Raw genomic sequence first — 14,750 nt, 5'->3', positions numbered from 1 at the left:
GAAAGGCCATCCGTGAAGTTCGACTGGCAGTTCTTCTGGCAGAGCCTCGTCACACCGTCGGCACCCTTCCTCGCCGGCTTCGCGCTCACGATCGTCATCTCGATCATCGCGATGCTCCTCGCGACCCTCCTCGGGCTCCTCGTCGCGATCGCCGGCCGGTCGCGGTGGACGGTGCTCCGGATGCTGGCGGGCATCTACATCTGGGTCATCCGGGGCACGCCGGTGCTCGTGCAGCTCGTGGTGATCTACCTCGGCTTCGCGGCGGCGGGCCTGTTCCGGTTCGAGGATCAGATGGTCTTCGGCGTGCTGGTGCGCGGCGCTGTCGTGGCAGCGGTCGTGGGTCTCACCATCCACGAGAGCGCGTACATCTCCGAGATCATCCGCTCGGGCCTCGAGGCGATCGATCGCGGCCAGGCCGAGGCCGCTGCAGCACTGAGCATGACACCCGCCCAGGCGATGCGGTGGATCATCCTCCCGCAGGCGCTCCGAACGATCGTGCCGCCGTTCGGCAACGAGTTCAACAGCCTCATGAAGACGACGTCGATCCTCAGCATCATCGGGGTCAGCGAGATGTTCCTCGTCGCTCAGTCGATCAGCTCGGTGACCTTCAAGACGTTCGAGATCTTCATCGTCGTGGCGATCTACTACCTGATCCTCACGACCGTGTGGACCTTCATCCAATCCGCGATCGAGCGCGCTCTCAACCGCCGCGTGGGCATCCCGGTACCGACGGGATTGGTCGCGCGCACCTGGGCGCGGCTGACGTCGGTGCCGTTCCGAGACAGGAGACTCGCATGAACCGCTTCACGGCGTCCTCGCCCGGGAGTGCCTCGCCCGGCAGCGCCTCGCCCGGCAGCGCCTCGCCCGGCGGTGACTCGAACAGCGGCGTCGAAACACTCGTGCGCGTCGACGGCGTGCGCCGGGTGATCGGCGATCAGGTCATCCTCGACGGCTGCTCGTTCGAGGTGACGCGAGGCGAGGTCGTCGTCCTCATCGGCCCGTCGGGCGCCGGCAAGACGACCCTTCTCCGCACGATCAACCACCTCGAGCCGCACGACGACGGTGAGATCCACGTCGCGGGCACGCGCATCGGCTACCGGGACGGCGGTCGCGGACGCATCGAGCTGTCGGCCTCGGCGCTCGCGGCTCAGCGCCGCGGGATCGGTTTCGTGTTCCAGCATTTCAACCTCTTCCCGCACATGACCGCGCTCGAGAACGTCTGGCACACACCGGTGCGGATCGTGGGCCAGAACGCCCGCGAGGCGAAAGCGCGCGCGGCGGCGCTGCTCGACCGCGTGGGTCTGGCCGCGAAGGCGAACGCGCACCCTCGGAACCTGTCGGGCGGTCAGCAGCAGCGCGTCGCGATCGCGCGTGCCCTCGCGATGCGTCCCCAACTGATGCTGTTCGACGAGCCGACGAGCGCTCTCGACCCGGAGATGGTGGGGGAGGTGCTCGCGGTCATGAAGGACCTCGCCCGCGAGGACATGACCATGATCGTCGTCACGCACGAGATGGGGTTCGCGCGCGACGTCGCCGACCGCATCGTCGTGATGGACCAGGGGCGCATCATCGAGCAGGCGGCTCCAGCCGAGCTGTTCGCGCGGCCGCAGCATCCGCGCACTGCCTCGTTCCTGGCGCAGGTGCGTTGATGGGCGCGACCTCGGGCGCGATCGCGACGCCGCACCACCGGGCCACGGCGGCGGGACGAGCCGCTCTGGATGCGGGCGGGAACGCGATCGACGCGGCCCTTGCGGCCGCCGCCGTCCTCGCGGTCGTCTACCCGCACAACACGGGTGTCGGCGGCGATCTCGTCGCACTCGTCCACTCGCCGGACGGCGAGATGCACGCCGTCAACGCGACGGGTTGGGCTCCGGCCGCCGCCTCGCGGGACCGCGCGCTCGCCGAGCACGGCGAGGCGATCCCGCGGCGCGGCGCGGCCGCGGTCACGGTGCCCGGCGCCGTGCGCGGGTGGGAGGCCCTCGCGCACCTCGGCGCCCGACTCTCGCGGCGGGACCATCTGAGGGATGCCGTCACCGCCGCCCGCGACGGCGTCGCCGTCTCCGCATCCCTCGCCCTGTGCCTCGCGGGCGAATGGGCCACCCTGACCGATCCGAGCTTCCGCACGACGTTCGGCGGCCGCGAGGACGGGCCGCTGCGCCGCGGCGACCTGCTGCGCCAGCCTCGACTCGCCGACACGCTCGACGAGCTCGCGCGGAGCGGGTACGGATCGTTCTACGCCGGCGCTCTCGCCGAGCGCCTCGTCACCGCGCTCGCCGCGCGCGGGTCGGAGGTGATGGCGGCCGACTTCGCGGAGTTCGCCGTCGACTCGGCCGCCCCTCTCGCGCGCGACTGGCGCGGAATGCGCGTGCACACCCTCGGGCCCAACACGCAGGGCTTCGCGCTCCTGCGCACGGCGCTCGCGGTGGAGTCCGATTCGGCCCCGGACCCGCTGCGGATCGCGCGGCTCTTCGCCGAGGGCAATCTGCTGCGCGACACCCGCCTCGGCGACCCGCGACGCACGCGCGTCGACGTGCGGGCGCTGATCGAGGACGCTGTCGATCTTGCCGAGCCCGAGCTCGTGCCCGACCCCCGCCTCGCGCGCGGCGACACCATCGGCGTGGCCGCCGCCGATGCCGAGGGCTGGGCCGTCTCGCTCGTGCAGAGCCAGTTCCACCTGTTCGGCTCCGGCGTACACGATGCCGAGACGGGCGTGCTCTTCCACAACCGGGGGTACTCCTTCGTGCTCGACGACGAGCACGCGCCGGGCGTCCTCGCGCCGCGCGCCCGTCCCGCGCACACGCTGATGCCGGTCCTGGTCACCGATCCGGGCGGCGGCGTGAGGTTCGTCCAGGCGACGATGGGCGGCAAAGCCCAGGCGCAGATCCACGCCCATCTGCTCCTGCACCTCGCGCGCGGCGCGACGGCATCCGAGACCGTCTCAGCCCCGCGATGGACGCTCGGACCGTACGCTCCCGGTGACCGCTCCGACGCGGTCTACGCGGAGGCGGACGTCGAGGATGCCGTCGTCCAACGTCTCCACGACGCCGGCCACCCCATCGTGACGGTGCCGCCCCTGACCGAGATGCTCGGCCACGCGAACGTCGTGCGGCGCACGGCGACCGGCTTCGACGCCGCGGCCGACCCGCGCAGCGACGGCGCGGCATCCGTCTCATGAGCGCATCTCGTCGCCGTGTCGTCGTCCGCATCGCCGGCTTCATCGGGATCGGGCTCGTCGCCGGGGTGCTGTCGGGGCTGTTCGGGGTCGGCGGCGGCACGATCGTGGTGCCGCTGCTGGTCGCGGTCGCGGCCTTCTCGCAACGCCTCGCGTCCGGCACGTCGTCCGCGGCGATCATCCCGATCGCCGCGGTGGGCGCGGTGTCGTACGCGCTCGCCGGCCACGTCGACTACCTCGCGGCGGGGCTCCTGGCTGCCGGCGCCGTCGTCGGGGCGCAGATCGGCGTGCGGCTGCTGCACCGACTGCGCGAGAGTGTGCTGCGCTGGATCTTCGTCGGCTTCCTGCTCGTCGTCGTGGTGAGCCTGTTCGTCGTGATCCCCGCGCGGGGGGCCGACATCGAGATCACGGGGTGGTCGGGCGCCGCCCTCGTGCTCACCGGGCTGATCACGGGCACCGCGTCGGGGCTGATCGGGGTGGGCGGGGGAATCATCGTGGTGCCCGCCATGATCCTCGTCTTCGGTGCCAGCGACCTCGTCGCGAAGGGCACGTCGTTGCTGATGATGATCCCGACGAGCCTCTCCGGCACGATCGGCAACATCCGCCGCCGCAACGTCGATCTGGCGGCGGGGCTGAGCGTCGGGCTCGCGGCGTGCGCGACGGCGCCGCTCGGGGTGCTCCTCGCCGCCGCCCTCGATCCCCGGGTCGCCAACATCCTCTTCGCCGGCTTCCTCGTCGCGATCGCGGTGCAGCTGGCGGTGCGAGCGGTGCGCGGGCGGCGCGCCCGCCGTGGTGCAGAGTAGACGCGTGCCCGTCGTCTCCGCGCTCTACCGCTACCCCGTCAAGGGCTTCACCCCGGAGCAGCACGACGAGCTCGTCGTGCAGGACGACGGCCGGATCGCCGGCGACCGCGTCCTCGCCTTCCGCTTCGCCGACGCCGTCGCGCCGGAGGACGACGGCGGCCTCGACTCCTGGCCGAAGAGCCGTGGTCTCGCGCTGATGGACTTCCCCGCGCTCGCGCGCGTGCGGCTCGCTTTCGACCCGCGGGCGCAGCGGCTGAGCCTGCGCACCGACGCGGGGCTGATCGCCGAGGCCGGCCTCGACGACGCGGGGCGCCGCGAGCTCGAGGACGCGGTGACGGCCTACGTCGCGTCGACCCCTGATGCCCGGCGACTCGACCGCCCGGGCGTGCTCCCGCTGCGGCTCATCGGAGACGGCGAGACGTCGCGCTTCCAGGACCGCGCTCGCGGCTACGTCTCGCTCCACGGCGAGGCATCGGTCGCTGCCGTGGATGCCGCGGTCCCGGCGCCCGTCGACAGCCGCCGCTTCCGCTCGAACATCGTGATCTCGGGCGTCGACGCCTGGGCCGAGCTCGACTGGTCGGGCCGCCTGCGCATCGGCGACGTCGCCTTCGAGATCCAGCGCCCCATCGGGCGCTGCGCCGCGATCGCCGCCAACCCCGACAGCGGCGAGCGGGACGCCCGGCTGCTGCGCGTCCTCACGGCCGGGTTCGGACAGGACGAGCCGATCCTCGGCATCCTGCTGCTGCCGTCCGCCGGCGGCGGGATCGTCCGCGTCGGCGACCGGGTCGAATTCGAGCGGGGCTGACACCGGACCGAGGGGTTCCCCCTCAGAGCCTCCCTCGGCACGCGATCTGCACGTACGTTGGGCAGAGGTCTCATCTCTCACCGATCCACGCAGGAGAATCCATGCCCACCGTTTCCGCCTACGCTGCGCCGTCCGCGACCGAACCGCTCGTCCCCATCACGATCGAGCGACGGGAGACCGGTCCGAACGATGTGCTGATCGCGATCCGGTACGCCGGCATCTGCCACTCCGACATCCACCTCGTCCGCGGCGACTGGGGTCCCGTCACCTATCCGCAGGTCGTCGGGCACGAGATCGCCGGCGAGGTCGTCGAGATCGGCTCCGAGGTCTCGCGGTTCGCGGTCGGCGACCGCGTCGGCGTCGGCTGCATGGTCAACTCGTGCCGCGAGTGCGAGAACTGCCGTGCCGGCATGGAGAACTACTGCCTGAAGGGCAACACCCAGACCTACGGCTCGGTCGACCGGGACGGCACGATCACGCAGGGCGGCTACTCGACGCACGTCGTCGTCGACCAGGACTTCGTGCTGCGCCTGCCCGAGAGCATCCCCTACGAGGCGGTCGCGCCGCTCCTGTGCGCCGGCATCACGACCTACTCCCCGCTCGCGCACTGGAACGCCGGTCCCGGCACGAAGGTCGCGGTCGTCGGCATGGGCGGCCTCGGCCACCTCGCCGTCAAGATCGCCGCCGCCATGGGCGCCGAGGTGACGGTGCTCTCGCAGAGCCTGTCGAAGCAGGAGGACGGCCGGCGATTCGGCGCCTCCCACTATTACGCCACGAGCGACGCGGCGACATTCGACGAGCTCGCGAACACCTTCGACCTCATCGTCAACACCGTGAGCGCACCGCTGAAGCTCGACTCGTATCTGCGGATGCTGCGCCTCGACGGCACGATGGTCAACGTCGGCGCTCCGCCCGAGCCGCTTCCGCTGCGCGTGTTCAGCCTCTTCGCCAACCGTCGCTCGTTCGCCGGCTCGAACATCGGGTCGATCGCCGAGACCCAGGAGATGCTCGACTTCTGCGCCGAGCACGGGATCGCACCCGAGACCGAGCTCATCGCCGCCGACGGCATCAACGACGCCTACGAGCGGGTGCTCGCCTCCGACGTCCGCTACCGATTCGTGATCGACATCGCGACGCTCTGAGCCGGCGGGGTCGGGGCGGTGCACCGCGATGCAAGGGATCGCCGGAGACACGCCGCCCGGGGCGGGAGGGGGCCGGCGCGCCGCATCCGATCCCTTGCATCGAGGTCTTGAGTGCTTGTCAACCCGTGGCGAAGTTTCCCTAGATTTTCTAGCTTTCTAGCATGAACGCAACAGGGAAAGCGCGGGGCTCGGACCTCGCGCGTCAGATCGTCGTCCTCTCCGCGGTGTCGTTCATGCTCGTCGCGGCCGTCATCGGTGCGGGAGCCTTCGGCAACACCGCCGTGCAGGACCAGCAGGGCGGCGCGCTCGACACCGACGGCTCCTACCTCGCGCCGGCCGGCCCGGCCTTCTCGATCTGGTCGGTGATCTACATCGGCCTCATCCTCTACTCCGTCTGGCAGGCGCTCCCGCGGCAGCGGGCGAACGCGCGCCAGCGCGCGCTGGGGTGGCTCATCGCGCTGACCATGGTGCTCAACGGGCTGTGGCTCGTCGCGGCGCGCTTCGGCACGCTCGTTCTCACCGTCGTGGTCATCGTTCTGCTGCTCGCGGCTCTGGGATACACGTTCCGCGTGGCCGTCCGCACCCGGGACTCCCGCGACGGCGTCGTCGACGCGGTGCTCGTCGACGGGGTCACCGGCCTCCACCTCGGCTGGGTCACGCTCGCCACGGTCGCGAACACCGCCGCCTGGCTGACGACGATCGTGCCCGCGGAGTGGGAGGGCGCAGCGGATGCCATCGGCATCGGCGTCCTGGTCGTCGTCGCGCTCATCGGGCTCGGCATCGCCTGGCGCAGCGGCTGGCGCATCGCGCCGGCGCTCGCGCTCGCCTGGGGCCTGTCGTGGCTGGCCGTCGAGCGCTTCACGGGAGAGCCGCAGAGCGCGCCGATCGGGGTGACCGCGATCATCGTCGCCATCGTGGTGCTGGCCCCGCCGGCCGTCGTGCGGGTCGGGCGCCTCGCTCGCGGGAGCGGCCGGGGCTGACGGCTGGCCCTGCGGTCCGCGCGACGGCTAGGTCGACGCCCGCTCGATCAGCCGCGTCGGGAGCACGATGGGTCGGGGGTGCAACGGCGCGCCGGCCGCGGCCGCGGTCAACGCCGCCACGGCCGCGCCGGCCATCTCCTTGATCGGCTGGCGGATCGTCGTCAGGGCCGGCGTCAGCCACTGCGCCGCCCGGAGGTCGTCGAAACCGACGATCAGCACATCGTCGGGGATCCGCCGGCCGGTCTCCGCCGCAGCGGCATAGATCCCGGCCGCCATCTCATCCGTGCAGGCGAAGACGCCCAGCCGGTCGCCCGGCCTCAGGGCCCACAGGAGCCCGAGCGCTGCCGCGCGCGACGACGCGCCGTTCCACTGCGCGTCCAGCTGCGCGACCTCGGCGGCCGGAGCCGACTCCCGCAGCGCCGCCCGGAAGCCGGAGCTCCGGGCCCGACCGTAACGGAACGGCGGCGAGCCCACGACGACGGCGAACCGGGTCGCACCGCGGCGGACGAGGTGCTCGGCGGCGGCGACGCCGCCGGCGTGGTCCGTCGTGCGGACGGTGGTCAGGCCGTGCGTCGTCTCGGCCTGCGGATCCATGAGGACGACGGGGATGCCGGCATCCGCCAGGGCGGTCAGCTGCGACGACGTCGGCGAGATGAGCCCGAGCACGACCCCCGCGGATCCTCGGCGGCGGATGCGCATCGGCCAATCGTCGTCGGGGATGTCGCGCTCCTCGGTCAGGACGAGGTCGTAGCCGGCGGCGGCGGCGGCGCTGCGCGCACCCGCCGTGACCTCGTCGGCGTACGCGTTGTGGAACGAGCCCAGCACGAGGTCGACGAGTCGTGACGAGCCGGGCGGTCTGCCGCCTGCGGCCGGGTCGCGGGTGTAGCCCCGCGACTGCGCGGCCGCCAGCACGCGCCGACGCGTCGCGGGGCTGAGGTCTCCGCGGCCCGAAAGGGCCCTCGAGGCCGTCGCGACGCTCACGCCGGCGTCGGCCGCGATGTCCGCGAGGGTGACACGTGAGCTCACCCCTCCAGTTTTGCGCAAGAACCTCGACCGGCGGGAGCCGCGGTGGCATCGTCGATGCCGGAAGGCGAGGTCGAGGATGACGACGAGCACGGCGCCGCTGCGCATCGCGATGATCGGGACCGGGTTCATGGGGCGCATGCACACCCAGGCCTGGCTGACGGCGCCGCGGTTCTTCGATCTCGCGCGGACTCCCGAGCCCGTTCTGCTCGTCGGTCGGGATGCCCCCGCGACGGCGCCCGCCGCCGCGCGCCTGGGGTGGCCGGAGCACTCGACCGACTGGCGCACGGCCGTCGACCGCGACGACATCGACGTCGTCGACATCTGCACGCCGGGCGATACGCACGCCGAGATCGCGCTGGCTGCGCTCGAGGCCGGGAAGCACGTGCTCTGCGAGAAGCCGCTCGCGAACTCGGTCGCCGAGGCGCAGCAGATGACGGATGCGGCGGCCGCGGCATCCGAGCGATCGGGCGCCGTCGCGATGTGCGGATTCAGCTACCGCCGAACCCCCGCGCTGGCTCTCGCGCGTCAGCTCGTCGCCGAGGGCCGGATCGGCGAGATCCGACACGTCCGCGCCCAGTACCTGCAGGACTGGCTGGCGGATGCCGACTCCCCCCACACGTGGCGGCTCGACCGCGAGCGGGCCGGATCCGGCGCGCTCGGCGACATCGGAGCGCACAGCATCGACACGGCTCAGTGGCTGGTCGGGCGGCGCATCGCCGCCGTGTCGGCGCAGCTGCGGACGTTCGTGCCGACGCGGCCGCGTCGCTCGGCGGTCGAGGGGCTCGGCGGTGCGGGTGACGACGCGTCCGACCGGCTGCCCGTCACGGTGGACGACGCTGCGGCCTTCACGGCGCGCTTCGGCGGCGGCGCGCTCGGGGTGTTCGAGGCGACGCGCATGGCGACGGGGCGGCGGAACGCCAACCGCATCGAGATCAACGGTGACCGCGGCTCGATCGCATTCGACTTCGAGCGCATGAACGAGCTCGAGGTCTACGACGCGGCACCCGACAGTGCTCAGGGCTTCCGCCGGGTGCAGGTGACCGAGGCGCAGCATCCCTACGCCGGCGCCTGGTGGCCGGCCGGTCACGGCCTGGGCTACGAGCACCTGTTCACGCACCAGGCCGTCGACTTCGTGCGCGCCGTGACCGGAGGGACGGCTGCGTCGCCGGGCTTCGCCGAGGCGATGCAGGTGCAGCGCGTCCTCGCGGCGGTCGAGCAGAGCGCCGCGCACGACAGCATCCTGACCTCCGTCGAAGGGAACCACGCATGACCCGCACCGCACTCGTCGTCCGAGGGGGATGGGACGGCCACCATCCGGTCGAGGCCACCGAGCTCTTCCTCCCCTTCCTCCGCGGCAGCGGGTTCGAGGTCGCCGTCGAGGACGATCCGCAGGTGTACGCCGACGCCGAGCGGATGGCCCGGGTCGACCTGATCGTCCAGTCCGTGACCATGTCCACGGCATCGCCCGAGGCGATCCGGGGTCTTCGCGACGCCGTCGCGGCGGGCGCCGGGCTGGCCGGCTGGCACGGCGGCATCGCCGACTCGTTCCGCGCGAGCTCGGACTACCTGCAGCTGGTCGGCGGCCAGTTCGCGACGCACCCCTCGAAGCACCCCGACGAGGTCCGCGGCGATCAGAGCGACAACTACCTCGACTACACCGTCGAGATCACCGGGCTCGGACGCACGCACGAGATCACCGCCGGCATCGACGACTTCGCGCTGCACACCGAGCAGTACTGGGTCCTGCACGACTCGCTCATCGACGTCCTCGCGACGACCACGCATCCCGTGCAGCCGTACCACCCGTGGCATCGGCCCATCGTCTCGCCGGCGGTCTGGACGCGCGACTGGGGCCGCGGGCGGGTGTTCGTCGCCACACCGGGCCACAGCCCCGAGGTGCTGCAGGATGCGAACGTCCGCACGATCGTCGAGCGGGGGATGCTGTGGGCGGCGCGGTGACGACCCTCGGGATCATCGGACTCGGCGTCATCTCCGGCCAGTACCTCGAGACGCTCCGCCGCGTGTCGGACGTAAGCATCGCGGCCGTGGCCGATCTGGATGCGTCGCGGGCCGAATCCGTCGCGGCGAGCATCCCGGGGTGCCGTGCGCTGACGAATGCCGAGCTGCTGGCGGATCCCGAGATCCGGATGGTGCTGAACCTGACGATCCCGGCGGCGCACGCCGAGGTCGCGCTCGCGGCGATCGCGCACGGCAAGGACGTCTTCGGCGAGAAGCCGCTCGCGGCCACCTTCGAGGACGCGACCCGGGTGATCGATGCCGCGACCGCCGCCGGGGTCCGGGTCGGCAGCGCACCCGACACGGTGCTCGGCACCGGCGTGCAGACGGCGCGGGCCGTGATCGACGACGGCCGCATCGGGCAGCCGGTGTCGGCGTCGGCGATGTGGGTGTCGGCCGGCCACGAGGCGTGGCACCCGCATCCGGACTTCTACTACCGCCGGGGCGGCGGACCGATGCTCGACATGGGGCCGTACTACGTGACCTCCCTCGTTCAGCTGCTCGGCCCCGTCGACGCGGTGTCGGGCGCCGCGACGCGCTCGCGCGACGAACGCGTCATCGCCTCGGGGCCGCGGGTGGGTGAACGGATCGGCGTCGAGGTCGACACGCACCTCACCGGCATCCTGCATCACACGTCGGGAGCGCTGTCGACGGTGACGATGAGCTTCGACGGCGTCCGGTCGACGGCGGCACCGATCGAGGTCCACGGGGTCGACGGGTCGCTCGTGGTCCCCGACCCCAACCGTTTCGACGGAGAGGTCAGACTGCACGCGCGCGGTGGGGGATGGCAGCCGGTCGAGCCCGGCGCGGGCTACGTCGACGCGGGGCGCGGGATCGGCCTGATCGACTTCGCCTCGGGAGCGGCCCGCGCGAGCGGCGCCATCGGACTCCACGTGCTCGAGATCATGAGCGCGCTCTCCGCCTCGGCGGCGTCGGGCCGGCGCGAGACGCTGACGACGACGGCGGAGCGCCCGACGCTCGTCCCGCTCACGCCCGCGGAGGTCTGGACGGCGCGCTGACCCCGGTGGCGTTCCCGAGGTGCCCGCGGATCGCCGCGACCACGGCATCGGGCCGCTCGACGGGGACGACGTGCCCGCAGCCCTCGACGATCTCGTGCCGGACGTCGGCGAAATGCTGCGAGAGGTTGTCGGACCAGTCGACCGGGAAGAGCGGATCGCCGCCCGGCCACAGCATCGCGGTCGGCGTGGCGATCGGCTCGGCGTCGGCCGCGTAGCCGCGGTTCGCCCGGTACCACCGCAGGCTCGCGGCGAACGCGCCCGGGCGGGCGTAGGCGGCGACGATCTCGTCGAGGTGCGGCGGCTCCGTCGGGGCGTCGTCGCCGCGCCAGCTCGTGAAGATGTAGCCGAGGTAGGTGCGAACGGCATCCTCGTCGTCGTCGATGAGCGCGGCGGCGACCGGCTCGCGATGGAAGTGCTGGTACCAGAAGATCGAGGCGAGGGCGGGGGATGCCGCGCGGTCGCCGATCCCGGGATAGGCCGGTGTCAGGACCGCGCCGGCGAACCGCGTCGGTTCGGCGCGGAGGGCGGCCTGCGCGATCCGGCTGCCGATGTCGTAGCCCACGATGATCGCGTTCCCGCGGATGCCCTGGCGATCGAGCTCGGCGAGGATGCGCGCGGCGTGCGCCTCGGCGGTCGCCTCGGCATCCGACGCGAGGTCGCGGTGCGCGGTCCCGAAACCGGCGAGATCGGGCCGGATGACCCGGATGCCGCCGAGCTGGTCGACGACCGCGTCGTAGTCGGACGGCAGACCCGGCCACCCGTGCAGCAGCACGACGACCGGGGAGTCATCGAGCGGGATCCTCGTCACCCTCGGATCCTAGGGTCACCGGCGCCATACCGTGCCGTGCCGCACGACACCAGCGGATGATTCCGGCTTCGCGATCTGGATAGCGTGCAGCGCACGCTCGTCGGAGGCGTGGACGTCGCCCGTCGCGCGGTCTGGCTGCCGCGTCCCGATGTCGCGCCGAAGTGGGTCGTCTACGACACCGGGCTGACGTCGCCGACGGGGCGCGCGGCGCTCGCGCTCGTCGCGAACCTCATGCCGGGGAGCCTCACGGCGCAGATCGACGGTCGTTCGGTCCACGTGCACGTGATCAGCCCGGATCTGGATGTCGCGAGCTCGCTCGCCGCACTCGAGCACCGCATCGCGCGCATCGAGTCGCCCCGCTGACCTTCCGGCGGGTCGTCCCGGCCTCCGTCACCCCGCGCGCGGACCGGTGGACTGGCGAATGATCAGAGACGTGTCGAAGAGTCGATCGACCTCGCTCCTCGCTCCCTCGACGCCGAGCCCGGCGAGGAGGTGGCGGACGGCCCGCTCTCCCGCGGTGGGCAGCTCGGACCGCACCGTCGTGAGTGCCGGAACGATCAGATCGCTGCCGAATATATCGTCGAAACCCGCGACCGCCACGCTGCCGGGGATGTCCGTGCCGGAGCGCGCGGCCGCCTGCATCAATCCGATCGCCAGCAGGTCGTTGAATGCGACGACGACCGTGGGCATGTGCACGCGGGCTCGCTCCCACGCGGCGTCTCCGCCCGCGATCGTCGGGCTGTTCGGCCCGATGTTCACCACGTCGATACCGGAACGCGCGGCGTGCTCGGCGATCTCCGCCCAGCGTCGCTGGCTGATCCAGGAGGCGGTGGGCCCGCCGAGGTAGGCGACGGAGGTGTGACCGAGATGCATGACATGTTCCATCAGCTCGGCGACTCCCTTCCGCACGTCGGGAAGGACACTTGCGACACCCGCCACTGCGCGGTTCAGCACGACGACGGCACGGCGCTCCGCGATCTCCGAGATGGCGTCGTCCGACAGTCGGGTCGTCGCGAGCACAAGACCGTCGACACTCGCGAGGAGGCGCCGGATCGTCTCGAGCTCGGCGGTCTCGGATTCCTGGGACTCGGCGATGATCAACGTGTAACCGGCCAGCGCTGCCGCCTGTTCGGCGCCGCGGACGATGCCGAAGATCACCGGGTTGGTGATATCCGCAACGATCACCCCGATGGTATGGCTACGCCCGGTGGGCAGCGCCCGAGCCATCGGGTTGACGTGGAAGTCGAGTTGGCGGGCTGCGGCGTGGATGCGGGATTCGGTACTGCGTCCGATCCGGCCCGGCTTCGTCAGCGCGCGGGACACCGTTGAGGGGTTGACTCCGGCGAGAGCGGCGACGTCGTAGATCGTTGCCGCTCCGCGTCGCGCGACCCGTTCCCGTATCTCGCGGGGGACGTCGGCAGAGCGCGCCGCGACGTCATCGAGATCGTTCTCTTCGGTCACTTCCCATCCCTTCTCCTCGACGTCGGCGTACGAGCTGCGGATTCCGGCATTCGGTCGCCAGCCTATCCCGCCGCGCAGAAACGGCATGGAACCGGCTTTGATGGCAACCGCTTGCCATCCGAACGACGCTGTGTTTGACTGAACGCAATGACCGGCTCGGACGCCGACCGGCCGGGGGCCGAAAGGGCCGCTGGAAGATGCAGCGACGCATGAGCGGTTCGCACACAGGCCAAGGAGAGTTCAATGACCATCGACCGCGCCGACGTCGTCGTCACCAGCCCGGATCGCAATTTCGTCACCCTCAAGATCACGACGGCCGACGGAGTGACGGGTCTCGGCGACGCAACGCTCAACGGACGCGAACTCGCTGTCGTCGCTTATCTCAGGGAGCACGTCGTCCCGCTCCTGATCGGGGCGGACGAATCGCGCATCGAGGACACCTGGCAATTCCTCTACCGGGGCGCCTACTGGCGGCGCGGGCCCGTCACGATGGCCGCGATCGCCGCCGTCGACATGGCACTGTGGGATATCAAGGGCAAGATCGCGGGCATGCCCGTGTACCAGCTCCTCGGCGGCGCGTCGCGGAACGGGCTGATGGCCTACGGCCACGCGTCCGGCAAAGAGCTTCCGGAGCTTTTCGACTCCATCCGCGCCCATCAGGAGCAGGGATACAAGGCGATTCGGGTCCAGACAGGGGTGCCGACGCTGAAGGCGATCTACGGCATCGCGGCGCAGGGGGCCGACGTGGGCGATGCGACCGTCCGCTACGACCATGAGCCGGCACGCCGCGGGGCGAAGCCGGTGGAGGAGGACTGGGATACCCGCGCCTATCTGAACCACCTGCCCGCTGTGTTCGAGGCCGTCCGCAGCGAATTCGGCCCCGACATCCCGCTGCTGCACGACGGTCATCATCGGATGACGCCCATCCAGGCTGCGCGGCTGGGCAAGGATCTCGAACCGTACGATCTGTTCTGGCTCGAAGACTGCACGCCCGCCGAGAATCAGGAAGCGCTGCGTCTGGTGCGTCAGCACACCACGACTCCGCTCGCGATCGGCGAGATCTTCAACACGGTGTGGGATTTCAAGGACATCATCCGCGACCAGCTGATCGACTACGTTCGCGGAGCCGTCACCCACATGGGAGGCATCTCGCCGCTGAAGAAGACGCTCGACTACGCGGCGATGTACCAGATCAAGTCCGGAATGCACGGCCCGACCGACATCTCGCCGGTCGGCATGGCCGCCGCGATGCACCTGGGGCTGTCGATCCACAACTTCGGCATCCAGGAGTACATGAGGCACGGACGGAGAACGGACGAGGTCTTCCAACAGTCGTTCACATGGACCGATGGCTATCTGCATCCCGGCGACAAGCCGGGCCTGGGAGTGGAGCTCGACGTGGACGAGGCGGGCAGGTACCCGTACGAGCAGGCCTACCTCCCGTACAACCGCCTGTTGGACGGCACCGTCCACGATTGGTGACGAACCGGGCCCCCTCACAGCCTCGCCTCGAGAAGG

General features: G+C 71.3%; 15 protein-coding genes. 12 read left to right on the top strand and 3 right to left on the bottom strand.

Features of this window, described 5'->3' with window-relative positions; translation table 11 throughout:
• Nucleotides 1–12 precede the first annotated feature (12 nt).
• The 7 genes from F6B42_RS01070 (at nt 13) to F6B42_RS01040 (ending at nt 6,902) form a co-directional block, all read left to right on the top strand.
• Entirely contained in the window at nt 13–798 is a 786-nt protein-coding gene (locus F6B42_RS01070) for an amino acid ABC transporter permease (RefSeq protein WP_150417744.1), read from the top strand.
• The gene (locus tag F6B42_RS01065; RefSeq protein ID WP_150417743.1) at nt 795–1,649 is read left to right on the top strand and encodes an amino acid ABC transporter ATP-binding protein; all 855 of its coding nucleotides are present in this window, start codon (nt 795–797) and stop codon (nt 1,647–1,649) included. The genes F6B42_RS01070 and F6B42_RS01065 overlap by 4 nt, the downstream gene beginning before the upstream one ends.
• The gene (locus tag F6B42_RS01060) at nt 1,649–3,175 is read left to right on the top strand and encodes a gamma-glutamyltransferase family protein (RefSeq protein ID WP_150417742.1); all 1,527 of its coding nucleotides are present in this window, start codon (nt 1,649–1,651) and stop codon (nt 3,173–3,175) included. The genes F6B42_RS01065 and F6B42_RS01060 overlap by 1 nt, the downstream gene beginning before the upstream one ends.
• Nucleotides 3,172–3,975: a sulfite exporter TauE/SafE family protein gene (locus F6B42_RS01055; protein ID WP_150417741.1), complete on the top strand. Its 804-nt coding sequence runs from the start codon at nt 3,172–3,174 to the stop codon at nt 3,973–3,975. The genes F6B42_RS01060 and F6B42_RS01055 overlap by 4 nt, the downstream gene beginning before the upstream one ends.
• Nucleotides 3,976–3,979: 4 nt before the next feature.
• Complete coding sequence (locus F6B42_RS01050; RefSeq protein ID WP_150417740.1) at nt 3,980–4,780, top strand: MOSC domain-containing protein; 801 nt, start codon at nt 3,980–3,982, stop codon at nt 4,778–4,780.
• 101 nt (nt 4,781–4,881) lie between these two features.
• On the top strand, nt 4,882–5,922 hold the full coding sequence (locus tag F6B42_RS01045) for an NAD(P)-dependent alcohol dehydrogenase (RefSeq protein ID WP_150417739.1): 1,041 nt from the start codon (nt 4,882–4,884) through the stop codon (nt 5,920–5,922).
• Nucleotides 5,923–6,083: 161 nt separating this feature from the next.
• Nucleotides 6,084–6,902: a tryptophan-rich sensory protein gene (locus tag F6B42_RS01040; protein ID WP_150417738.1), complete on the top strand. Its 819-nt coding sequence runs from the start codon at nt 6,084–6,086 to the stop codon at nt 6,900–6,902.
• A 27-nt stretch (nt 6,903–6,929) separates the two neighbouring features.
• Here the strand turns inward: F6B42_RS01040 and F6B42_RS01035 are convergent, their stop codons facing one another.
• Nucleotides 6,930–7,928, bottom strand: a complete 999-nt coding sequence (locus tag F6B42_RS01035; protein ID WP_223878274.1) for a LacI family DNA-binding transcriptional regulator — start codon at nt 7,926–7,928, stop codon at nt 6,930–6,932.
• A 76-nt stretch (nt 7,929–8,004) separates the two neighbouring features.
• Here F6B42_RS01035 and F6B42_RS01030 point away from each other — a divergent pair, with 76 nt between their 5' ends.
• The 3 genes from F6B42_RS01030 to F6B42_RS01020 are packed head-to-tail and all read left to right on the top strand — an operon-like array spanning nt 8,005 to nt 10,963.
• The gene (locus F6B42_RS01030) at nt 8,005–9,198 is read left to right on the top strand and encodes a Gfo/Idh/MocA family protein (protein WP_150417737.1); all 1,194 of its coding nucleotides are present in this window, start codon (nt 8,005–8,007) and stop codon (nt 9,196–9,198) included.
• Nucleotides 9,195–9,887 carry a ThuA domain-containing protein gene (locus F6B42_RS01025; RefSeq protein ID WP_150417736.1) on the top strand — a complete coding sequence of 231 codons (693 nt, stop codon included), beginning with the start codon at nt 9,195–9,197 and terminating at the stop codon, nt 9,885–9,887. Before F6B42_RS01030 ends, F6B42_RS01025 begins: the two co-directional genes overlap by 4 nt.
• Complete coding sequence (locus F6B42_RS01020) at nt 9,884–10,963, top strand: Gfo/Idh/MocA family protein (RefSeq protein WP_223878273.1); 1,080 nt, start codon at nt 9,884–9,886, stop codon at nt 10,961–10,963. The genes F6B42_RS01025 and F6B42_RS01020 overlap by 4 nt, the downstream gene beginning before the upstream one ends.
• Here F6B42_RS01020 and F6B42_RS01015 read toward each other — a convergent pair.
• Nucleotides 10,932–11,771 (bottom strand): alpha/beta fold hydrolase, encoded by an 840-nt coding sequence (locus tag F6B42_RS01015; protein ID WP_223878272.1) that lies wholly within the window; start codon nt 11,769–11,771, stop codon nt 10,932–10,934. The genes F6B42_RS01020 and F6B42_RS01015 overlap by 32 nt on opposite strands.
• A gap of 84 nt (nt 11,772–11,855) precedes the next feature.
• Here F6B42_RS01015 and F6B42_RS01010 point away from each other — a divergent pair, with 84 nt between their 5' ends.
• Nucleotides 11,856–12,134, top strand: coding sequence for a Na+/H+ antiporter subunit E (locus F6B42_RS01010; protein ID WP_191089229.1), 279 nt, complete (start codon nt 11,856–11,858; stop codon nt 12,132–12,134).
• 27 nt (nt 12,135–12,161) lie between these two features.
• Here F6B42_RS01010 and F6B42_RS01005 read toward each other — a convergent pair whose 3' ends face one another.
• Nucleotides 12,162–13,232 (bottom strand): LacI family DNA-binding transcriptional regulator, encoded by a 1,071-nt coding sequence (locus F6B42_RS01005; RefSeq protein WP_191089228.1) that lies wholly within the window; start codon nt 13,230–13,232, stop codon nt 12,162–12,164.
• A 243-nt stretch (nt 13,233–13,475) separates the two neighbouring features.
• Here F6B42_RS01005 and manD point away from each other — a divergent pair, with 243 nt between their 5' ends.
• Nucleotides 13,476–14,714 carry a D-mannonate dehydratase ManD gene (manD, locus tag F6B42_RS01000; protein ID WP_150417732.1) on the top strand — a complete coding sequence of 413 codons (1,239 nt, stop codon included), beginning with the start codon at nt 13,476–13,478 and terminating at the stop codon, nt 14,712–14,714.
• Nucleotides 14,715–14,750 lie beyond the last annotated feature (36 nt).

The organism is Microbacterium radiodurans (assembly GCF_008710705.1).
Classification (GTDB): domain Bacteria; phylum Actinomycetota; class Actinomycetes; order Actinomycetales; family Microbacteriaceae; genus Microbacterium; species Microbacterium radiodurans.
Note: the sequence above shows the minus strand (reverse complement) of the source record. Positions and strands in the feature narration are given on the sequence as shown.